General features: G+C 45.8%; 20 protein-coding genes and 1 riboswitch. Of the genes, 9 read left to right on the top strand and 11 right to left on the bottom strand.

Annotation, left to right across the window (positions count from 1 at the left end; translation table 11 throughout):
- Positions 1–37: 37 nt before the first annotated feature.
- A complete protein-coding gene (locus R7Q39_RS06560; protein ID WP_054576642.1) occupies positions 38–1,114 on the bottom strand; it encodes an alkene reductase in 1,077 nt (358 codons plus the stop codon).
- Between the two features lie 92 nt (positions 1,115–1,206).
- Here R7Q39_RS06560 and R7Q39_RS06565 point away from each other — a divergent pair, with 92 nt between their 5' ends.
- Positions 1,207–2,154: a LysR family transcriptional regulator gene (locus R7Q39_RS06565; RefSeq protein ID WP_318075938.1), complete on the top strand. Its 948-nt coding sequence runs from the start codon at positions 1,207–1,209 to the stop codon at positions 2,152–2,154.
- Positions 2,155–2,172: 18 nt separating this feature from the next.
- Here the strand turns inward: R7Q39_RS06565 and thiQ are convergent, their stop codons facing one another.
- The 5 genes from thiQ to mpl all read right to left on the bottom strand — a co-directional run bounded on the left by thiQ (position 2,173) and on the right by mpl (position 7,746).
- A complete protein-coding gene (thiQ, locus tag R7Q39_RS06570; RefSeq protein WP_053306850.1) occupies positions 2,173–2,877 on the bottom strand; it encodes a thiamine ABC transporter ATP-binding protein in 705 nt (234 codons plus the stop codon).
- Positions 2,877–4,463, bottom strand: a complete 1,587-nt coding sequence (gene thiP, locus R7Q39_RS06575; RefSeq protein WP_318075939.1) for a thiamine/thiamine pyrophosphate ABC transporter permease ThiP — start codon at positions 4,461–4,463, stop codon at positions 2,877–2,879. The genes thiQ and thiP overlap by 1 nt, the downstream gene beginning before the upstream one ends.
- A 41-nt stretch (positions 4,464–4,504) precedes the next feature.
- Positions 4,505–5,497, bottom strand: a complete 993-nt coding sequence (gene thiB / locus R7Q39_RS06580) for a thiamine ABC transporter substrate binding subunit (protein ID WP_047101920.1) — start codon at positions 5,495–5,497, stop codon at positions 4,505–4,507.
- Positions 5,498–5,569: 72 nt separating this feature from the next.
- Positions 5,570–5,706, bottom strand: a riboswitch (TPP riboswitch).
- A 37-nt stretch (positions 5,707–5,743) separates the two neighbouring features.
- Positions 5,744–6,382, bottom strand: coding sequence for a flavin prenyltransferase UbiX (locus R7Q39_RS06585; RefSeq protein ID WP_033906022.1), 639 nt, complete (start codon positions 6,380–6,382; stop codon positions 5,744–5,746).
- Between the two features lie 5 nt (positions 6,383–6,387).
- Positions 6,388–7,746: a UDP-N-acetylmuramate:L-alanyl-gamma-D-glutamyl-meso-diaminopimelate ligase gene (mpl, locus tag R7Q39_RS06590; protein ID WP_171345712.1), complete on the bottom strand. Its 1,359-nt coding sequence runs from the start codon at positions 7,744–7,746 to the stop codon at positions 6,388–6,390.
- 312 nt (positions 7,747–8,058) lie between these two features.
- On the opposite strand from mpl, the gene fbp reads away from it, so the two are divergent.
- Entirely contained in the window at positions 8,059–9,075 is a 1,017-nt protein-coding gene (fbp, locus tag R7Q39_RS06595) for a class 1 fructose-bisphosphatase (RefSeq protein WP_005383114.1), read from the top strand.
- Between the two features lie 127 nt (positions 9,076–9,202).
- On the top strand, positions 9,203–9,733 hold the full coding sequence (gene ppa, locus R7Q39_RS06600; protein ID WP_005379635.1) for an inorganic diphosphatase: 531 nt from the start codon (positions 9,203–9,205) through the stop codon (positions 9,731–9,733).
- Between the two features lie 73 nt (positions 9,734–9,806).
- Here ppa and R7Q39_RS06605 read toward each other — a convergent pair whose 3' ends face one another.
- Genes R7Q39_RS06605 through R7Q39_RS06620 form a run of 4 tightly spaced genes read right to left on the bottom strand, consistent with a single transcriptional unit; the run spans position 9,807 to position 16,084 of the window.
- Positions 9,807–10,169, bottom strand: a complete 363-nt coding sequence (locus tag R7Q39_RS06605; protein WP_005379633.1) for a DUF2799 domain-containing protein — start codon at positions 10,167–10,169, stop codon at positions 9,807–9,809.
- Between the two features lie 49 nt (positions 10,170–10,218).
- The gene (locus tag R7Q39_RS06610) at positions 10,219–10,566 is read right to left on the bottom strand and encodes a gamma-glutamylcyclotransferase (protein ID WP_033906019.1); all 348 of its coding nucleotides are present in this window, start codon (positions 10,564–10,566) and stop codon (positions 10,219–10,221) included.
- A gap of 44 nt (positions 10,567–10,610) precedes the next feature.
- Positions 10,611–14,375, bottom strand: a complete 3,765-nt coding sequence (locus R7Q39_RS06615; RefSeq protein WP_318075940.1) for a translocation/assembly module TamB domain-containing protein — start codon at positions 14,373–14,375, stop codon at positions 10,611–10,613.
- Complete coding sequence (locus tag R7Q39_RS06620) at positions 14,372–16,084, bottom strand: autotransporter assembly complex protein TamA (protein WP_005383121.1); 1,713 nt, start codon at positions 16,082–16,084, stop codon at positions 14,372–14,374. Before R7Q39_RS06620 ends, R7Q39_RS06615 begins: the two co-directional genes overlap by 4 nt.
- A 167-nt stretch (positions 16,085–16,251) precedes the next feature.
- On the opposite strand from R7Q39_RS06620, the gene msrA reads away from it, so the two are divergent.
- Positions 16,252–16,890, top strand: coding sequence for a peptide-methionine (S)-S-oxide reductase MsrA (msrA, locus tag R7Q39_RS06625; protein ID WP_005379620.1), 639 nt, complete (start codon positions 16,252–16,254; stop codon positions 16,888–16,890).
- Between the two features lie 70 nt (positions 16,891–16,960).
- Here the strand turns inward: msrA and R7Q39_RS06630 are convergent, their stop codons facing one another.
- Complete coding sequence (locus tag R7Q39_RS06630) at positions 16,961–17,161, bottom strand: DUF1107 domain-containing protein (RefSeq protein ID WP_005379612.1); 201 nt, start codon at positions 17,159–17,161, stop codon at positions 16,961–16,963.
- A 215-nt stretch (positions 17,162–17,376) separates the two neighbouring features.
- Here R7Q39_RS06630 and R7Q39_RS06635 point away from each other — a divergent pair, with 215 nt between their 5' ends.
- The 5 genes from R7Q39_RS06635 (at position 17,377) to R7Q39_RS06655 (ending at position 21,280) form a co-directional block, all read left to right on the top strand.
- Complete coding sequence (locus tag R7Q39_RS06635; protein WP_005383122.1) at positions 17,377–17,928, top strand: YtfJ family protein; 552 nt, start codon at positions 17,377–17,379, stop codon at positions 17,926–17,928.
- Positions 17,929–18,155: 227 nt separating this feature from the next.
- Positions 18,156–18,455, top strand: coding sequence for a DUF2607 family protein (locus tag R7Q39_RS06640; protein ID WP_318075941.1), 300 nt, complete (start codon positions 18,156–18,158; stop codon positions 18,453–18,455).
- Positions 18,456–18,589: 134 nt separating this feature from the next.
- Complete coding sequence (gene zrgA / locus R7Q39_RS06645) at positions 18,590–19,243, top strand: zinc uptake protein ZrgA (protein ID WP_054576634.1); 654 nt, start codon at positions 18,590–18,592, stop codon at positions 19,241–19,243.
- A gap of 52 nt (positions 19,244–19,295) precedes the next feature.
- Entirely contained in the window at positions 19,296–20,024 is a 729-nt protein-coding gene (locus tag R7Q39_RS06650) for an ABC transporter ATP-binding protein (protein WP_042522447.1), read from the top strand.
- A complete protein-coding gene (locus tag R7Q39_RS06655; RefSeq protein WP_258481022.1) occupies positions 20,021–21,280 on the top strand; it encodes an ABC transporter permease in 1,260 nt (419 codons plus the stop codon). The genes R7Q39_RS06650 and R7Q39_RS06655 overlap by 4 nt, the downstream gene beginning before the upstream one ends.
- Position 21,281 lies beyond the last annotated feature (1 nt).

The raw sequence follows: 21,281 nt of genomic DNA on the forward strand, positions 1-21,281 counted from the left end.
TAACATTAGCGTCCTTTTTATATGAAACAAGTAAGGGTTATGCCATCACTGGGTAATCGGTATAACCTTCTGCTCCACCCAAATAAAAGTGTTCTGGTTTCGCCTCATTAAGAGGTGCATTTTTCTTAAATCGCTCAACTAAATCTGGGTTTGCGATAAAGGGAACGCCAAATGCGACCACATCAACTTTGTTTTCTGCAATTGCTGCTGCCGCTTCTTGTGCACTGTAGCCCACGTTCGCCATTAAGTGACCTTGATAGTTTTCGCGTGCTGGCTTGAGAACATCTGCTTTTTGTACGCCTTTCAGATCCGCACGCATCACGTGCCAATAAGCAAGATCGAAAGAATTAAGTTGCTCTGCTAAGTAACGCACCAAACCAACCGGATCACTGTCTTTCATGTCATTAAATCCATTTAGCGGAGATGTACGCAGACCGACTCTTCCAGGTCCCCATACCTCAACGACTTCTTTCACTATCTCAAGTAAAAATCGAGCACGATTTTCAACCGAGCCACCGTATTCATCGGTACGTAAATTTGAGCCGTCACGAAGGAAGTTATCAATAAGATAACCATTGGCGCCATGTATCTCGACCCCATCAAAGCCGGCTTTCTTGGCGTTTTCTGCACCTTGTTTAAACGCCGCAATAATGGAAGCTATCTCATCCACTTCGAGTGCTCGTGGTACCGTATATGCTTGCTTACCCGAAGGGGTATGGACTAATTCATCACGAATAGCCAATGCGCTCGCCGCTACAGGTGTTTTTCCTTCATTCAGATCAGGATGACAAGCTCGTCCCGCATGCCAAATTTGCAGTACAATCTTACCGCCTCTCTCATGAACCGCATCCGTTACCTTTTTCCAAGCTGCGATTTGCTCTTCGTTGTAAATGCCCGGCTCTGCCATGAAAGCAGACGTACCTTCCATCACCATGGTGCATTCAGCAATGATAAGTCCGGCACTCGCACGTTGAGCGTAGTATTCAACCATAAGGTCATTAGGAATATGGTCCGCACCAGCACGAGCTCGCGTTAAAGGCGCCATAATGGCACGGTTATCTAATGCTAATTGACCGAGTTCGATAGGAGAAAATAAGTCTACAGAGTTGGACATGGTGTTTACCTCAAATGACAATAACTTGATGGCTAAGGATGAGGTGCCAGACTATAATCAGATTAATATTGAAACAATATGGATAATTGAAAGTGATTGTTCGCAATTTAGAAACAATTGACTTTAGAACGCTTTCTATCTTTGTCACAAGCTGTCGACTACTGAGCTTAACCAAGTGCGCGCTGGAGTTAAACCTACCAAAATCTACTGTTAGTAAAGCCATAACCAAACTCGAACAACACTTTGAAGCCAAACTGCTAGAGCGCACAACCCGAAAGTTAGTGATCACCGAAGCTGGCCAAATGGTTTTAGAGCGTGCTGCAAGCTTAGTTGAGGAATTCCACTCAATTGGCCATGACGTACAGGAGATGGAACAACAGATCCAAGGCCGGCTGCGTATTTCCGCGCCACCAGCGTTGGATACGTATATGGCGGAACACATCTTTTTGCCATTTTTAAAACAATGGCCAAAAGTACAAATTGCGTTAGAAGCATCGAACGATTTTGTTGATCTGTTTTCACACGGCTTTGATATGGCAATTCGAGTCGGTCAGATAGTTGATGATCGATTGATCGCAAAAAAATTAGGCTATACCACTCGAGTCCTGGCTGCTAGCCCTGAGTATTTAGCTGAGTTCGGCGTACCTGAAACGCCAGAAGATCTGACAAAACACAACTGTTTGAGGTATCAATATGTTTCAGAAATAGGGCCTTGGACGCTGATCTCACACGATAATACCGTCAATGTTTCAATAACCAGTAACTTCTCAAGTACAACTGTAGAAGCAATATTGAAAGGCGCACTTAAAGGACTAGGCATCGCTAACTTACCTGTGCAGAACATGACGCAAGAGCTAGAAAGTGGCACCTTAGTCAGAGTGTTACCGCAATGGCACACGGTACCAATGCCTATTTATTTAGTCTATCGTCCTGGAGCAAACCGCCCACGGCGTGTACAAGCAATGATTGACCATATCACGAGCTTAAGATCTCAATTTGAATTTGGCCCTCGGCATGGTTTGTGTTGCGGAGAAGCATAACCTAGCAACTATCAGGCACTAGCATGCTGCTCGGATAAATGCCGCAAGCTTCTCACTAGCATGCTGTTCACTCAATGCAGACATATCACCCGCGGCTTCCACTTTACCATCTGCCACAAACACAAAGTGGCTGGCAATCGCTTTGGCATCGCTTAAATGGTGCGTGACCATCAATACGGTTATTCCCCGCTCTGCTGCGAGTTTTTTTACCAAGCTCAGCATCTCTTCACGCAACACCGGATCAAGCGCCGAGAACGGCTCATCCAATAGCCACATGGGATGAGGCTGAACAAAACAACGCGCTAAGGCAACACGTTGACGCTGGCCACCAGAAAGATGCTCTGGCAAACGGTCGAGGTACTCTGCAACACCAACTTGCTGCGCGGCTTGTTCAATCTGACGATTTTGGTCCACCGTAAGCTTTAGCCCTGGGTGTAAGCCCAAACCGATGTTGTCACGCACCGATAAGTGAGCAAACAAATTGTGCTCTTGGAACAACATAGAGAACGGACGCAGATAAGGCTCTTTACGCACAATGGACTCACCATCAACACAAATATCACCACGGTCAGGATGGATGAATCCTGCCACCAACGCCAGCAAGGTTGACTTCCCTGCCCCACTTGGTCCCATCAGCGACACAATCTGTCCTTGCTCAATCGTTAAGTCAAAAAGAAACAGTTCACGTTGGTAGGTGTACTGCACATCATCCAACACTAACATTACGCTCTCTCCTTCGTTTTCAATACTTTCTCAATCAAGGCAAAACAGCCCACACTCAACAACAATAAGGTCACCGATACCACCGCAGCCGCGTCCATCTGATAGCTGCCAAGCAGCTGGAATAAATACAGAGGTAAAGTGCGGAACTCTTGTCCGCCAAACAACGCAATAGCACTTAAATCGCCAATCGCAAACATAAAGCTGATCGCAAACGCATGTGCAAACGGCTTGCGTAGCGCCTGCCACTCCACCACTTTAAACCGTTGCCAGCCACGCATGCCTAAGCTGGCACATACATACTGATACTGTTGTTCAATGTGCAGCATTGGCTGCGCTAGCGTTTTGATCACGTAAGGCAAAGCCATCAAACCGTTCACCAAAATCACGACAAAAAATGCCAAGCTAAAAACATCGGTAAATGCGCGCAGTAGTAAGAATAAACCGGTGCTAATCACCAGACCTGGAGTCACCAAAATAACGGTGCCGATTAACTCAATCTGATCGGCTCGCGTGTTTTTGTACTGCAACCGCCAACGGCGACTGGTCAATAGTATGGACACCCCTGCAGCGACCGCAAGCGCGCTAGCGACACAGGCGACTTTGAGGGAGTTCAATAGCGCAGACCAAAAACGCTCATCGGTTAATACTGTCCAAACTTGTTGGTTGATGCCACTCAGTAACACCATCAATAACGGCGGTATTACCAGTAAAAAGGCACCTATGATCCAAAAGCTATCCCAAGCTTTTGACCACCCATGAGCCTTCGTTAAATATTGCTGTACCGATGTGCTTCCAGCACTGATAGAAACAGGCCTTGTTAACTTCTGCACTCCAATAGCAAGCAGTCCACATAACAGCATCTGCCACAGCGCCAATAACGCCCCAGCTTGTAAATCAAAATCAAACTTAATCGCTTGGTAAATGGCCAATTCAATGGTGGTGGATTTTGGCCCGCCCCCCAACGCCATTACAGTGGCAAAACTGGTAAAGCACAACATAAACACCAACCCACAAACGTGGGGAAGCTGCTGCCTTAAACGCGGCCATTCTACCCAGCGAAACTTATCCCAATGGCTCATCCCAAGATGCGCGCAAAGCTTATGCTGCTCGGCAGGAATAGACTCCAAGGCTTGCAGAAGCAATCGTGCCGCGTAAGGTAAATTAAAGAACACATGGGCGAGTAAAATGCCGTTCAAACCGTAAATAGAGAATGGCAGTTTAGTGTCGAAACTTTGCAACCACTGCGCCAACAAACCACTGTTGCCATAAATCGCTAACAGCCCAAAAACACCAACCAAAACCGGCAAAACCAGTGTCGATGCAAACAGCTTAAGCAGTAATGATTTACCAATAAATTGGCGACGCGAAAGTGCGTGCGCTACTGGAATGGCAAAGCCAACACTGAGCAATGTGGAAAGAAACGCTTGGTAGAAACTGAACTTGGTGACATGTTGATAGTACGGGTCGCCCCATACCACAGACACATCAAGTGAAGGGGCTTGAACAATCAAAGCACCTAGGGCAGAAATAACAAAGGTCGCGATGATCATCGCGACCCCTAAACCTATTTTTGGAACAGAATTCAAAGGTAAAACCTATCTCATTCAGATGAGGATGGAAACGTCAGCTAAAACGTCAATGCGCTTTGCCATTCGCGAATCCAAGACTTACGCATTTTTGCCACTTCATCAGCACTAAAGCTCAACGACTTGCTTGGAACACTCAAAGTTTCAAAACCTTTAGGTAACTCAACGTCAGTGACTGGGTACATCCAGTTACCCGTTGGCATCGCCGATTGGAACTCATCACTTAAAATGAAACTCATAAATTGATCAGCAAGTTCTGAATTTTTTGCCCCTTTCACTTTGGCGGCTACTTCAACTTGCATGTAGTGGCCTTCAGCAAAATTCGCCGTAGCAAACTTCGAATCGTTTTCCGCAATTAAGTGGTACGCAGGTGAAGTGGTGTAAGAAAGCACTAAATCGGACTCACCATTGAGGAACATAGAATACGCCTCAGACCAACCTTTCGTGACCGTTACGGTTTTGCTCGCTAGCTTCTGCCACGCTTGCGTCACATCGTCGCCATAAATAGATTTCATCCATAGCATTAAGCCTTGGCCCGGCGTTGAAGTCCGCGGATCTTGGTAAATCACTTTCAGATCGTTGCGCGTTTCCACCAGCTCTTTCATGCTTTTCGGCGGATTAGCCAGTTTCTCTTTGTTGTACACAAACGCGAAGTAGCCGTAATCGTACGGTACAAACGTCGTGTCACTCCAACCGTTTGGTAACACTGTGTTAGCCGTATCCACATTGTGCTCGGCAAGCAGATCGGTTTTCTTCGCTTCTGCCATCAGATTGTTATCCAAACCTAATACGATGTCCGCTTTGCTATTACCGCCTTCAAGACGAAGACGATTCAGAATCGACACACCATCGTCCAACGCTACGAAGTTAACGTCACAGCCACATTTTGCTTCAAAAGCTTGCTCGATTTTAGGACCCGGCCCCCAATCTGCGGCAAAAGAGTCGTAGGTATAGATGGTTAATGTGTTTTCAGCGGCAAACGCTGAAGTAGAGGTGATTGCAGCTAGGGCAATCAGATTTAGAGTGGGTTTCACAGCTCGCTCTCCATGATTATTTCAGAGAAATAAGTTGAGCGGCACAGGGTTTGAGGCGGCTATTAAGGACTTCCAATATCCAGACTCAATTCCTACGCCAGCATTATCTGGTTCAGGTAATACGGGTCCCTAGTTAAACACTTAGGTCTCAGCGCCCCAATGCATTGATTGACTCAATGCTAAATGGGTTTGCTCCCCGATGAGTTGGATGGATTGTAAAGGTATTTGAGTGGTTACACAATCAGCTCACGAGCGCTGGTCATAACCCCAACGAGGCACCAAACCTTGCTCAATACCTAAGTGGTCGAGAATTCTCGCCACCATAAAATCCACTAAGTCTTCAATGCTCTTTGGCTGATGATAGAAGCCCGGAGCCGCTGGCATGATGGTGACGCCCATTTGCGACAGTTTGTGCATGTTCTCCAGATGTAGCGTTGAAAATGGTGTTTCGCGAACCACGAGCAACAGCTGCCCGCGCTCTTTCATTACCACATCAGCGGCCCGCTCGATCAAGTTATCTGACATACCATGCGCAATCGCTGCAACGCTTCCCGCAGAACATGGGCAAACCACCATTTGCTTTGGTGCAGCAGAACCAGACGCAACCGGTGAGAACCAGTCATCTTTACCGCAAACGGTGATGTTATCGGGATTGCAGTTCAGGTGCTCTACCAATGCTTGCTGCGCCGCTTCTGGGCCACTTGGTAGCTTAAGATTATGCTCGGTTGCCATCACAACACGAGCTGCCGAAGAAATCAGAACGTAGACATGATAATCCGCCGCAACCAAGCATTCTAAAAGACGAAGGCCGTAGGGAGCACCAGAAGCCCCCGTTAATGCCAACGTGATGGCTTTTTTATGAGAGGGTTGTGTTTTGTTTTGCATATAAATCAGGCTTTTTGTTTTAACTGCTCAAGAAGTTTTCCGTGAATACCACCAAAGCCACCGTTGCTCATGACTAGAATTTGGTCACCTGGTCGCGCACGTTCGACGATCTTGGCTACAAAGTTATCTATATCCGCATCGACAAACGCTGGCTGTTTGCATTGGTCGGCAATGTCTTGCACAGACCACTCGATATTATCTGGCTGGAACAAGAAGACTTCATCTGCACTGTGTAGTGACTCTGCAAGTGTGTTTTTGTGTACACCACGCTTCATGGTGGCAGACCGCGGCTCTAACACAGCAAGGATGCGTTTTTCACCTACCTTGTTACGCAAACCACCGACAGTAAGTTCAATTGCCGTTGGGTGATGCGCAAAATCATCGTAAACCGTCACACCTTGTTCTTCACCTTTCAGCTCTAAACGGCGCTTGGTATTGATGAAACGCCCTAATGCCTGGCAAGCAAGATCCGGAGTGACTCCAACATGTCGTGCAGCAGCGATTGCCATCAGCGCATTATCCACATTGTGGTCACCCACCAAATTCCATTCGACGGTACCAACCTTCTCACCTTGCAACGCAACGTCAAACTTTGAGCCATCAAGCACTAATTTGTGCGCTTGCCAGTCGCCATCAACACCTGAAAACTGCTTTTCTGTCCAGCAACCACGCTCTAATACATCCGCTAACGCTTGATCCTGCCTCGGCGCTAAGATCAATCCATTGCCCGGTACAGTTCGCACTAAATGATGGAATTGGCGTTTGATCGCCTCTAGATCATCGAAGATATCAGCATGATCGAACTCAAGGTTATTCATGATTAAAGTGCGAGGATGGTAATGCACAAACTTAGAACGCTTATCGAAAAAAGCACTGTCATATTCGTCCGCTTCAACGACAAAAAACATGCTTTCACCCAAACGAGCAGACACTCCGAAGTTACCGAGTACCCCACCGACTAAGAAACCCGGTTGATAACCACAATCTTCAAGTATCCAGGCAAGCATGCTCGACGTGGTCGTTTTCCCATGTGTACCCGATACCGCCAATACCCACCGATCATGCAGCAAAAACTCGTTGAGCCACTGCGGACCAGAGGTGTAGCGCATGTTAGTGTTGAGCACATGCTCGACACAAGGGTTGCCACGGCTCATCGCATTACCAATCACCACAAGATCTGGTTGAGGGTCGAGTTGAGACGGGTCAAAGCCTTCAATAATTTCAATACCTTGAGACTCAAGCAGTGTGCTCATTGGCGGATAAACGTTGGCATCAGAACCAGTGACTTTATGTCCTAATTGGCGCGCTAGAATCGCTGCGCCGCCCATAAATGTGCCACAGATACCCAAGATATGAATGTGCATAAACTAAACCTTGTAATGCGTTTTTTAATGCTTTCATTATCGCGATTACCGCCTGAAAAGCGAGTGACTTTAGCCTTCTTCTTGCAGTCCCTTTCACAAATATGACAAGGTTGAACACAGACTGTACAACCTCTTGCTTACTGATGAATCCCTCAAACAAGTCTACAAATAAATTGAGATCTCAAACAGTTACTTCATTACCATTAAAAAGATCTGCGACTTAAACTTACATCCAGCGCAATCGTTTAACATCCATAAAGAGATGCTCACTTGCGCACTACCCCCAATGAAATGAAAATGTAAGGATTAACCATGTCAGGACTGCGCACCCTAGGCGAGTTCATTGTCGAAAAACAAGCGGATTTCCCCCACGCTAGCGGTGATCTATCATCCCTTTTAGCCTCCATTCGTTTAGCTGCAAAAATCGTTAACCGCGAAATCAACGCAGCGGGTCTCGGTGATATCACTGGTGCTGTAGGTACGGAAAATGTCCAAGGTGAAGATCAGCAAAAGCTCGATGTTTACGCGAACGATAAGTTCAAAGCCGCGCTTGAAGCTCGTGATCAAGTGTGTGGCGTTGCCAGTGAAGAAGAAGACGAAGCAGTTGCGTTCAATAAAGAACTCAACCAAAACGCCAAATATGTAGTACTGATGGACCCACTTGATGGTTCTTCTAACATCGATGTGAACGTCTCTGTTGGTACTATCTTCTCGATTTACCGTCGTGTTTCTCCAATCGGTACTCCACCAACTGAAGAAGACTTCCTACAACCTGGTCACAAACAAGTGGCTGCGGGCTACGTAATTTACGGCTCCTCCACCATGTTGGTATACACAACAGGTAACGGCGTAAACGGCTTTACTTACGACCCATCTATCGGCAGCTTCTGTCTTTCTCATGAAAACATGATGATTCCTGATGATGGTAAGATCTACTCCATCAACGAAGGTAATTACATTCGTTTCCCTCAAGGGGTGAAGAAGTACATCAAGTACTGCCAAGAAAACGTGCCAGAAGACGGTCGCCCATACACTTCTCGCTACATTGGCTCGCTGGTTGCTGATTTCCACCGCAACCTACTGAAAGGCGGTATCTACCTTTACCCAAGCACACAAAGCCACCCACAAGGCAAGCTACGCCTGCTTTACGAATGTAACCCTATGGCATTCCTCATTGAGCAAGCTGGCGGCATTGCATCGGACGGCGTGAATCGCATTATGGACATCAAGCCTACTGAGTTGCACCAGCGTGTACCTTTCTTTGTGGGTTCGAAGAACATGGTTCGCAAAGTTGAAGAGTTCCTTGAACTGCACCGCGACGAAGAATAATTTCAGACCTTTGTCCAACGCTGCAGGTGTTTACCTGCCGCGTTTTTGTCGCTAAAGTGAAACGCGAATTTATCATCAGATGAAGCCGCTTTTGTGTGACTCATCGTTAATGAAAAGGAATATTCTAATGAGCTTAAACCATGTACCAGCAGGCAAGTCGCTGCCTGAAGATATCTATGTCGTTATCGAAATTCCTGCAAATGCAGATCCAATCAAGTACGAAGTAGATAAAGACTCTGGTGCTGTATTTGTCGACCGTTTCATGTCTGCACCAATGTTCTACCCATGCAACTATGGCTACGTGAACAATACCCTGTCTCTTGATGGCGACCCAGTCGACGTATTGGTACCAACACCATACCCACTCATGCCAGGTTCAGTCATTCGCTGCCGTCCTGTTGGCGTTTTGAAGATGACAGATGAATCGGGTGAAGATGCAAAAGTGTTTGCGGTTCCCCACTCAAAAATCTCGAAAGAGTACGAGCACATCCAAGATGTGGACGATATCCCAGAACTACTGAAAGCGCAGATCACGCAATTCTTTGAGCGTTACAAAGAGCTTGAAGCAGGCAAATGGGTGAAAGTGGATGGTTGGGCAGATGTTGCTGCCGCCAAAGCTGAGATCCTAGAATCTTACGAGCGCGCTCAGAAAAAATAAGCATCACTGCTGATACAAAACTAAAAAGAGCTGCTCTAGGGCAGCTCTTTTGCTTTCATCTTACCTGTGTCAACTAGATAGGTGCGCCTGCTGAAGACATTCGTCCAGCGTCGTAGTCATGTTGAAAGAAGGGGTCAACATCATCACAAATGCCAAAATACGGCCGCCCGATAACACCGAGCATATAAGCACTTTGCTCGCAATACTCTTGCTTGCCTTGCTGGTAACCCGCTTGATAAGCCATTATCAGTTCTGCCGTCGCATGGTTAACATCATCCAGCTTCGCAATTCGCTCCTCAGATAACTCCCGTAATCCATCTAAAGCTGACTGCTTACCAAACACTTGCCAATCGGTCACATTATTCGAAGTCGGTAGTGTTGTTTGTGCGCATGCAGCAAGAAGCAACGCCATTGATCCAATTACGAATGTTTTCATCGTGACTCCTTAGTGTTTAGCTCGTTGCTATTGATAATGTCAGTATAGCTCACACCTTTTGACACCAATCTCCGGAAGCGATTTCTTCGGTTAATTGCTCAGTATCTTGATATAAGTAGATCCAAGCTTGGCCAAACGGCGTAACGATGCTCTCTCGGCGATATTCCACTGGCACATCTTCTAACCTATCTAGCTCGGATAAGGTTTCATCATCAATCAGATACACTTCACCTTGAATCGAGCGTTGCCCATCAGACAACGCTGGATAAGGGCCTAAGTCATACATTGCAAATTGAGCATCCGTTTCATGTAAACCAAGAAACTGCGCCGAGCGCAAATACTGATGGTTGTACTCTCCCTTGCGTAACGTGCCGTAGACAAAAATCAAATGCTGCATAACCACTCCTTAGTCATGACTGTGTATGCTTAGGTTAAAGCACTTTAATCGAACTCAAACTGATAGAGTAGGTCAACGGCGCTATCTACACCAGATACCGCTTCTAAATACAAGTCTTGCATCAATCGGTAACGCACAGTGAACTCACCTAGGGAGTTAAAGATGCCGACACCATATTTCACCTGCAAACCTGGCAGAATATAACCACTCACCGTCACTTGCGAGTCATCGCCCGACCCAGCAGTGTCCAGCTGTAAATCCTGTACGCCAAAGGCTTCACCGATTTCACCAACCACACGCCCACTCTTCGCCAAGCTTAAACCAATTAAGGTAGTCGTCATTGCATTACCACCAGCTTCACCATCAATATCTTGACCACGAAGTAGATAAGAAAGTGCATTGGCTTGGTTCATCGCGGGCTCTGAGAAAATTTCTATACTCGGATCAGATGCTGGGCCCGACACTTGTACCCCCGCAATGACATCATCTTGGGTATTGTCTGGATTACGAATCGCTTTGATAGACAAGTAAGGTTGATCTGGAGGACCATTCATCAGAATCTTACCTTCTTTAATCAATAAGTCCTGACCAAACGAACGATAAGAACCGTCGACAACATTCACTTCACCAACGATGAAAGGACCTTTGTCTTTTTGTGTCACGTTTAGGTTCCCTTTCAACCCACCTTTTAAACCAAAAGCGGCAAGTTGGAAGTCATCACCAATTTTAATGTTGATGTTCGTTTCCACATCAAACGGCATCGCAGCCACATCGTCCACTGGCTGCAAGTTTTTATCGAGAATAACGGTATCACTCGATACGCCTACCGCACTTGGTGGAAGCTCTTCGACGACAATTCTGCCCCATGGCAAATTAATATCACCCTCAATTTTCGCAAGCTGAGGAGTCACATCTATTGTCATGTCAGGCTCAACTTTGATTTTTACCATTGGAGGCAAATCAACATTGAGCTCTTTAGCAAATACACGCGCTTTAGTGCGCCAGTTCTGTAAGTCCTGCCAGTCGGCATCACCGGTAACGTTCAACTCACCATCCGGGGTTAAAATTCCAGCATCCAAGTCCGCTTGATGACCTTTAAAGTTGATGACGACCTGTCCTGAGTTTATATCTATCGGTGTGACTTCACCCTGTAGCTTCATTTGGTCAATCAAGAACTGACCGTTCACCTTCGGATGCATAACGTCACCTGATATCGCTAGGTCAGTATTCATGTTTGCTTTAAACAAGCTGTACTCACCAATCAACGGTGCCAAGAAGTCCAAGTGGAACGTAGAGAGTGAAACCTTACCATCAATAGTGGGCTTTTCAGACGAGACATTCAGTAAAGAAACCTTACCAGACAAGTCACCGTTATCTTTCACATCAAATAGCCACTCGGCATCAAGCTTGTCTTTCGCTAATGCCGCTTTAAAGTTGAAGCTTTCCCAACCGACTTTAATTGGCTGCTCAAGTGCTTGTTCAACTTGGCCTTTTGGCATATTGACACTTAAGGTTACTTCGGGCTTTTTCTCTGGTGCCCATTTAGCAAAAACCTGTGCATTAACCGAGCCTTGCAGCTTGGTTTCTGGCGGCAGGAATTGCTTGATTTGGTCAAAATCAAAATCATTGATGGCTAGCTTCGCCTGGCCACTCTTACCAACACTAATGTCTTCGGTTAGACATACGCTCGACTCCGCTTGCAACCAACAATGCGCTTGAACGTTCGCGATCTGTTTGTCGATATTGACCTTGACCGCAGTCGATTTTTGCAACGCCAACGGGCCTTGTTGCGAGCTCAGCGTCAAGCGGCGCAGCGCCCCATCCCAAATCATTTCTGGTTTCTGCTGGAATGTCCCTTCAATTTCTAAACTGGTCGACACCAGGTCAGACACTACATCGAGCGTCAGTTGATGCAGTTTTTCATCCCCAGAGACTTCAAGGTCAGCACTATCAACTTTTATGTCGTCATAGGTAATGTTGTTCGCAATAAGGCTTATGTTCGCTTTTGGTGCTGGCAGAGGCTTCACATCACCCTTTAAGGTGATCGTTTCTACGTTCGCCTGTTGCTGCCAGTTTATCTGATTTAAAGCGAGATCAAGATTGATGTCTGGTTCTTTCAAGCTACCACGTAGTGCGACTTTACCTTGCATCTTACCTGCAAGGTCCGGAACACTTTTCGCAAAATCAGGGAAGTTAACCTCAACATCCATCAGAATTTGCTTATCTATCTTACCCTTTGCACTCAGTTGGTTCGGACCATGAGAAAGCGCTAAACCCTGAGTGGTAAGTTGGATGTCTTCGCCTTTGCCGTTCTTATCAGACGCTTCAAGTTGCCCTTCAACATTCAGCGGATAACCTCGCAAAATGCCGTCAATGTCTAACTTAGGCAAACTGACTTGCCAACCGCCTTGTTCTGTTAACAACCCCGAAGTCGAAAGATTACCGCTGATATCCCCTTCGGCTTCTTTCCACTGCAATCCTGGTTGAATGTTCTTCAGGTTTAAGTCAGCTTGCCAGTTGATTGGCGCGGCCCAATTGGCCATGACTTTCCCAGAGAGTTCGCCCCCTAAGGTTTTCACTACAAGGCTTTCAAGGTCAATTTGCTCTAACGTACCTTTGCCGTTTAGTGCGACATCAACGGCGGGAATATCTTTGCCTGACGCTTTGGTTTCTAATGCGACTTCGTAGCCGTCAAGTGAGCCTTTTGCCGCCAAGCTTGGTACAGAAACCTGGTAATCGCTTTGTCCAAATAGCGGCCATTGCGCTTGTACATTTTTAATCGCGACATCAAACGGTAACTGTGTTTTAAGCGGTTGAATATCACCTTTGATCTCCGCTTGTATAAGCTCAGAAAGCGTAGCATTTAGTGACAAATCACCAACCGAACCCGAGACCGAAAGCGACAGTTTTTGTCCCTTCGCATCCGCTTGCTTCACTAACGCGTCCAGTTGCGCTTTGATAGGGTAATCAGAAGAAAGCGTCACTTGTGTGCTCAACTTGCCTTCCACTTCTGGCATGTCGAGCTCTAATGTTTTGACATCAACACGCTCACCGCCTGCTCTTGCAACCAAACCAAGATGATTGACGATCACTGGCGTTTCACCTGCCAGTTTGAAATTGTGAATATCAAGACGACGCGCTTCCACCGTCAGTGGAATCCATACTTCGGGTAACACAATATCTTGCGGCGTAACGTCAGTTTCTTTCGGCTCCTCGGCAGCCGCTTCAGGTTCAGCCTCACTTGGTGCTAAAGCCACATTAATGTCTTTCAACGCGGTAGGTGCGATCACCAAACGATCACCCTGCATCGACAAAGCGGTCGAGAATGTTTGCCAATCAATTTGATTGCCCAGCACATTGACATTGATGTCATTAAAGCTGACTTTATTAACAAAAATTGGCACTGGCGTACTGATAGAACGCAGTGGTGGTGTTTCCTCTTGCTCCTCGCTTGCTGGCGGTAGCTCTGGCATCTTAAAGTCAAGCCCCTGCAGTCTTAACTCATCGACACAGACCTTAGGGTCAAAGAAACAGCGGAAGTTCACTGCCAAAGCTAAACGCTCGACTTTGGCGTCGATATTCAAAGACTCATCGACAAAACTGACGTTATGCAGTTCGAAGCGAGGAAACAATGAACCCTGCACTTTTTCAATCTGCAATTGTGGTAATGCTTTTTCAGCTCCCCACAAGGCAAATTTGAGGCCTGGGTGGGTAAACAAAACTGTCGCGACAATAATGATGAGCAACAGCAATAGACCAATCAAACTGAGCGACAGCCATTTGGTCCACTTAAACATCATTTTGATCATAGCTCAGGCCCCAATGAGAAGTGGATACGAAACTCTCGTTCTGGTTTTGCATCCAACCCCCATGCAAAATCAAAACTAACAGGGCCCACCGGAGACGCCCAGCGGATACCAACACCAGCACCTGATTTCCAATCTGGTGTTTCATTAAACGCATCACCAATATCGTAAAACGTTGCAGCCCACCAGTTTCCATAAACACGATATTGGTATTCTAATGTACTGCTAACAATGTATTTACCACCCGTCAAAGCACCACTCTCATCCACAGGTGAAATAGATTCATAGCCGTAACCACGAATATTATTGTCACCACCAGCGAAGAAACGCAGCGACGGTGATAGTTTTTCAAGTTCATCGGTAATATTCGCACCACCTTCTAAGCGGAACAAACCACGATGATTCTCTCCAATACCACGAATCCAAGAAGTCGAGCCAATTAAGCGGAGCACTCTAGTTTCAGAAAGCATAGCGGTATCACCATACTCAATAGTGATGCTTTGCTTGTCTCCCCACATTGGCATATTGCCCCCTCGAACCCTAGTCCGAGAAAATGTCGCACCTGGAAGTACGAAGTTGAATTCATCATCTTGTAAACCTTGCGTAAAGCTCTCGTACAAATGACGAACATAAACGGTATTATGCCAACCACCGTCTGCTAACCAATGACGCTCCACTGCAAGGTTAGACTCGATACTCTGCGTGTCACGGTTGTCTAGGTTTTTAAGCCCATATTGAACTTGATAATAATCGTTAGCGACATCTTCTAAAGGAATTTTGTAAGAAGCAGTCACGGTTTGCTCTGGCTTAGATAGGGATAAAGCAGTGTTGAAACTGTGTCCTCGGGAGCTCACCCAAGGTTTCTTCCACTTCAACGTTCCTCGAACGCCAACATCCGTTGAGTAACCAATACCCGTCTCGATCTGATTCTTCGAAGCAGGAGATAAAGACACTTTAATTGGCAAGTCTCGGCCATCATCAAGCCTATCCAATTCAGGCTCAACAAAAACTGAGGAAAACCACTCCGTATTTGATAGCTTCTGGTTAAACTCGCCCAGCTTCGAAACGTTGTATGGGTCCCCTTCTTTAAAAGGTTGTAGTGATGCGACACGGTCTTCCCAGATGTGGTTGCCAATAAAAGAAACGTCGCCAAAATTGAAACGTATTCCACTGCTGTAGTGCAAACGGACATTAGCTTCGTTCAGATCAGGGATAACCTCTAATCGACTTAGCGTAAACTCACCATTGAAGTAACCACGCTGAAGCGCCAAGTTACGAATGCCTGACTTAAGGCTGTCGTATTGGCCTTGATTCAAAACTTGACCAACTTTGAGCGGAGAGCGCTCAATAAGTTTTGCAAACTCTTCATCGTCCTTGGCCTCTCCAGTGATGACCACATCCATGACTTTCACTTTCACTGGCAAGCCCGGCTTGATGAGCACAATTAACTCATCATTCGCTTCAGGAATAGAGTATGAAATTTTTGCATGATAATACCCAAGCGCGTTAAGCGCTTCAGTGATACTTTGATCTAATCTCGCTTGAAAACGCAGAGAAGTGGAGTAATCCTTCTCTGGAATAGATGATAGATACGCACTGACATTCTCTTCTAAAGCGCCATCAATGCCTTTCAAAGTCAAAGAAACATCGGCATAGGCACCATGAGAAAAGGCAAACAGGCCAACAATGGTGGGGAGAGCTTTTTTTATCATGCTTTTATGGCTGAATGAGGTTAAGTAAACGTAAATAATGATAACGCCAATTAGATTCTAAGTCTGTAATATTAATAGGTTTAACGCGGTCTATGTCATCACAGCATCAGATACAGACGAAATGAAAAAGTTCGCAAATTTAAGACACGTATTGAAGGACAAATACCATGCTCAACAAACAAACATTGATCAGTATAGAAGATGCCTTGCCAGGTAGAGATCAACCAATGCAGATTGACGATCATCATTTTGTAAATAAATCTAACCTAAAGGCGCCTCTGGCGTCACACCAACAGCAGATTTTGCTCGGAATGGGCTGTTTTTGGGGCGCTGAGCGCGTATTTTGGCAACTCGACGGCGTTGTATCTACTTCGGTCGGTTACGCTGGGGGGTACACACCCAATCCCACCTATGAAGAAGTCTGTACGGGTAAAACGGGTCATACAGAAGTCGTACGAGTCGTTTTCGATGAACGCGTCATCTCATTAGAAAAGCTACTGGCTGTTTTTTGGGAAAAACACGACCCAACTCAGGGAATGCGTCAAGGTAACGACTTAGGTACTCAATATCGTTCTGCAATTTACACTTATTCGACGGAGCAACTCGAGAGCGCAGAGAAATCGAAACTCTTGTATCAGCAAGCACTGCAAGAAGAGCAGCGCGCGAACATCACCACCGAAATACAACCAGCAGGTCCGTATTACTTTGCGGAAACCTACCACCAGCAATATTTGGCGAAAAACCCTGATGGTTACTGTGGCATCGGAGGAACGGGAGTTTGCTTCCCACCAAGCCTCCAAGGATAAACCTAACCAGCAACAAAAAGAGCGACCGATATGGTCGCTCTTTTCTAAATCTAAGTGGGTACCAAGCTAACTAAGCCGATAATGATGCTATCACTTGGTTGACTTCTTTAAAGATGGTGAGCCTTTTATGATCGTTGACGTCAGGTAGTAACACTTTGCCATTGTCGAACTGAAAACAGCCAACCCCAACAATAAAAAATTGACCTTTGAACAACGTTTTAACAAAACGGGCCACTTGTAATGGTCGATATACAGCAAACTCACGTAGCATAACTCACCTCAATTCCTTTGAGAAAACACGGATTGCTTATTTTTCCTCTGCAATCTTAATGCGCAATTTGCGACGGAAATCATTTTAGCAAATTCTAAATATAACGCAAGATTACACCACTCCATACGTTAAATAAATGTTATCAACGGTCCTACAAATTTCTAAGATCTGGATATATACTGGAAGCTTTCAAACCTCGTACGGAATATAACAATATGAAAACTAAGACTCTCCTACCTCTACTACTGGCCTTAACGCCAAGCTTGACCTTTGCACACAACTTGTCAGTAGGAAAAAGCGTTCCTCCTGTCAATGTTGCCGCTTACGGCGAGATTGTTTTACAAGGCGAAGGCGTTGCATACCAACCCTGGGCAACTCAACATATGCAAGGCAAAGTTCGTGTTATTCAAGCCATCGCAGGCCGTAGCAGTTCAAAAGAGATGAATGCCCCTTTAATGTCGGCAATAACAGCGGCAAATTTTCCACAAGAAAGCTACCAGACGACGACTATCATCAACCAAGATGATGCAATTTGGGGGACAGGCTCTTTCGTGAAGTCTTCAGCTCAAGACAGCAAAAAAGAGTTTCCTTGGTCATCCATGGTTCTTGATGAAAATGGCGTAGTTGCTAATACTTGGGACCTGAAAGAAGAAAGCTCGGCCATTATTGTTCAAGACAAAACGGGCAAAGTTCTGTTTGTCAAAGAGGGCGCACTTGAGCAAGATGAGATAACAAAAGTCATTGAGCTTATTAAACAGAACATCTAGCTTCATTGAATGGCTCCTTGTTCCTGTTGTAAGGAGCTATATGAATTTGATTAGAAGCATGGGCAGTGATAACTCTGCTCTTTATAAGTGCGACACTTCCATCAGAGAGTATTACCAATATTTTTCGGCACGTATGTGTTGAGTTAAATTTTTCTGCTAGCCAACAAAAGAGTGAACTTTTATTCATTATGGGTGTTATATTATAACAGTCGGTAAGAGGAGCTCAGATGTACCACCACCAGCAAAAAATACTAAGATATTGGTATCGCACTGCTTTATTTTTCAGTGTTGCGTTGCTGATCGCTTGGAACTTTGCGGTTGTACTTCATCAAGTCGCTCTGACGCCCGACCATCATACCCATCATCATTGCCAATTATTTTCTGGTGTTCAGCACGGTATAGCAAAGGTACAACCTACCCTCTCTACACCGACTTTTACGCGCGCCCAGCATCATCATGTTTTTTTGCATCTCGTGTACCGCGAAGAAGTTCTTGGCGCTGCTCGTGCCCCTCCTTATTTTGCTTAATTTCCAAACTATTCCACACTCAAAATTATTGAGTTCATTCCCGCACCTAGTGTGTCAGGGAACAATAACTTAGTGAAACTCGAATCTGAGCAATACCGCCTTTGGTTAATGCCAGTAAAATTAGGAAAAATACAATGTCATCAAAACACGTTTTAGCCCTTGCTATTGGCCTCACTTTATCGACAGCAGCGAATGCAAACGAATACCGCCAGCATGGTGCTCATGTGCATGGTCACGTCGAGTTTAATATCGCCCAAGATGGCAAAGATCTGTTAGTAGAGATCACAGCTCCTGGAGCTGATGTTGTGGGTTTCGAACATGCTCCAGAAAACGCACAACAAGAGCAAGCGCTTAAACAAGCCGTCGCTACACTCGAAGACAGCAACGCATTGTTCGCTATTAACTCACAAGCTGATTGTAGTGTTGAAGAAGCTTACGTGAGCCACAACCTAAGCGAAACTCATGAGGAACATGATCATAGTGAGCACGACCATGATGACCATGCACATCACGATCATGAAGGGCACGAACACCATGATCATAATGAACATCATGATAAACATGACCACCATGACGCTCATGATGAAGCGCACGATCATGGCGGTCACGGTGAATTTTCGGTGCAATATCGCTTCAGTTGCGAACAAGTTAATCAGCTTAGCCAAATCCAAACCGATTGGTTTAACCAATTCCCAACTACAGAGTCCATCAGCGTCAATATATTCACTGATACCATGCAATCAGCAATTAAATTAAGCAAAGATAACACCCAAATCGTAATCAAATAACACGAGTGGCGTGTAAGTACCCACTTACACGCCACAGCTTTGGTGATTTAATATGACTGAAACCACACCAAATGTTGTCGAGCTAGAGGATGCCCAATTTTTCTGGCCCGGTTCAACCAACGCAACCATCCACATTCCCAAATTACACATTACACAAGGCGAGCATGTGTTTATCAAAGGTCCAAGTGGCTGCGGTAAATCGACCTTGCTCGCTTTGTTGACGGGGATTAACACATTAACTTCAGGCTCTCTATCTGTACTCGATACTGACCTTGCTAGTTTAAGTGCCAGTCAGAGAGACCGCTTTCGCGCCAATCATATTGGCTACATCTTTCAACAGTTCAATTTATTGCCGTACCTTAACGTACTTGAAAACGTATTATTGCCATGTCAGTTCAGTAAAATACGACGTGACCGTGCCCATTTAGGTGCCTCATCTCAAACGTTAAATGAACAGGCTCAGGCCCTACTAGAACGACTGCACTTGCCAAACGAGCTTCATACACGCCCTGTCTCTGAATTGAGTATTGGTCAACAACAACGTGTGGCTGCGGCTCGAGCTCTGATAGGACATCCAGAGTTAGTGATCGCTGACGAACCAACCTCAGCTTTAGACTATGACAATCGTAAAGCATTTATTGAGCTCCTTATGGAGCAAGCGAATCAAGCCAATGCCACACTGGTATTCGTTAGCCACGACCCAACACTCGAACCCTTATTCGATCGCACGCTCAATCTACCCGACATTAATCAAGTATCTAGCCTAGGAGCCATATCATGAGTGCTGTTGTAAAGCTCGCCTGGAAAAGCTTGATGAACCGCAAAGCTACGGCAATTCTAACCATCATGACCGTTGCGATTTCAGTGGTACTCCTCTTGGGCGTCGAGCGTATCCGAACTCAAGCCAAGGATAGCTTCGCCAATACAATTTCAGGCACTGACCTCATTATTGGTGGACGCTCTGGGCAAGTGAACCTATTGCTCTATTCTGTGTTTCGTATTGGTAATGCGACCAACAACATCGATTGGAAAAGCTACCAAGAGTTTGCCAATCATCGTTCAGTCGATTGGGCTATTCCAATCTCGCTTGGCGACTCGCATAAAGGCTTCCGAGTTATGGGAACCAATCACAGTTACTTTGAGCATTACAAGTTTGGAAGTAAACAACCACTAACATTTAGCAAGGGTAGAGAATTCAATGGTTTATTTGAAACCGTGCTAGGTTCTGATGTCGCTAAACAACTTGGTTATGATATCGGTAGCGAAATCATCATTGCCCACGGCATTAGCGACGTTGGCTTTAGCCGTCATGACAATCTGCCATTTAAAGTTGTCGGTATCCTTGCACCTACAGGAACACCAGTCGACAAAACCGTCCATGTATCATTGGAAGCAATCGAAGCCATTCACGTTGGGTGGGAAAGTGGTGCGCGTTTGGGCCCGACACCCAAGGCACAAGATCTCAAAAACAGAGACTTTCAGCCCAAACAAATTACCGCTATGCTCGTTGGTTTGAAATCTCGTATTCAAACTTTCGCCCTGCAAAGACAAATTAACACCTACCCCAAAGAGCCGCTTAGCGCCATTATGCCCGGCGTTGCGTTGCATGAGTTATGGGAAATGATGTCGGTTGCAGAGCAAGCCCTAATGGCAGTATCTGGTTTTGTCGTGATTGCAGGGTTGTTAGGTATGTTAAGCAGTCTATTAACTAGCCTACAGGAACGCCGCCGTGAAATGGCGATTTTGCGTGCCATGGGAGCAAGGCCTCGTCATGTTTTCTCACTCTTAATTAGTGAAGCTAGCTTGCTTACTGCTGCTGGTATTATTACTGGCGTTACTGGGCTGTATGCCATTCTTGCTATCGCGCAGCCGATCATCCAACAGCACTATGGAATACATCTCACCTTAAGCATCTTATCTACTTATGAGTGGATGCTATTAGGTTTCGTACAATGCGCTGGTATTGTGATTGGTTTCATTCCCGCACTCCGCGCCTACCGACAGTCACTGAGTGACGGAATGACAATAAGGATTTAAT

The sequence above is a fragment of the Vibrio sp. 947 genome (genome assembly GCF_033339115.1).
Lineage (GTDB): Bacteria > Pseudomonadota > Gammaproteobacteria > Enterobacterales > Vibrionaceae > Vibrio > Vibrio alginolyticus.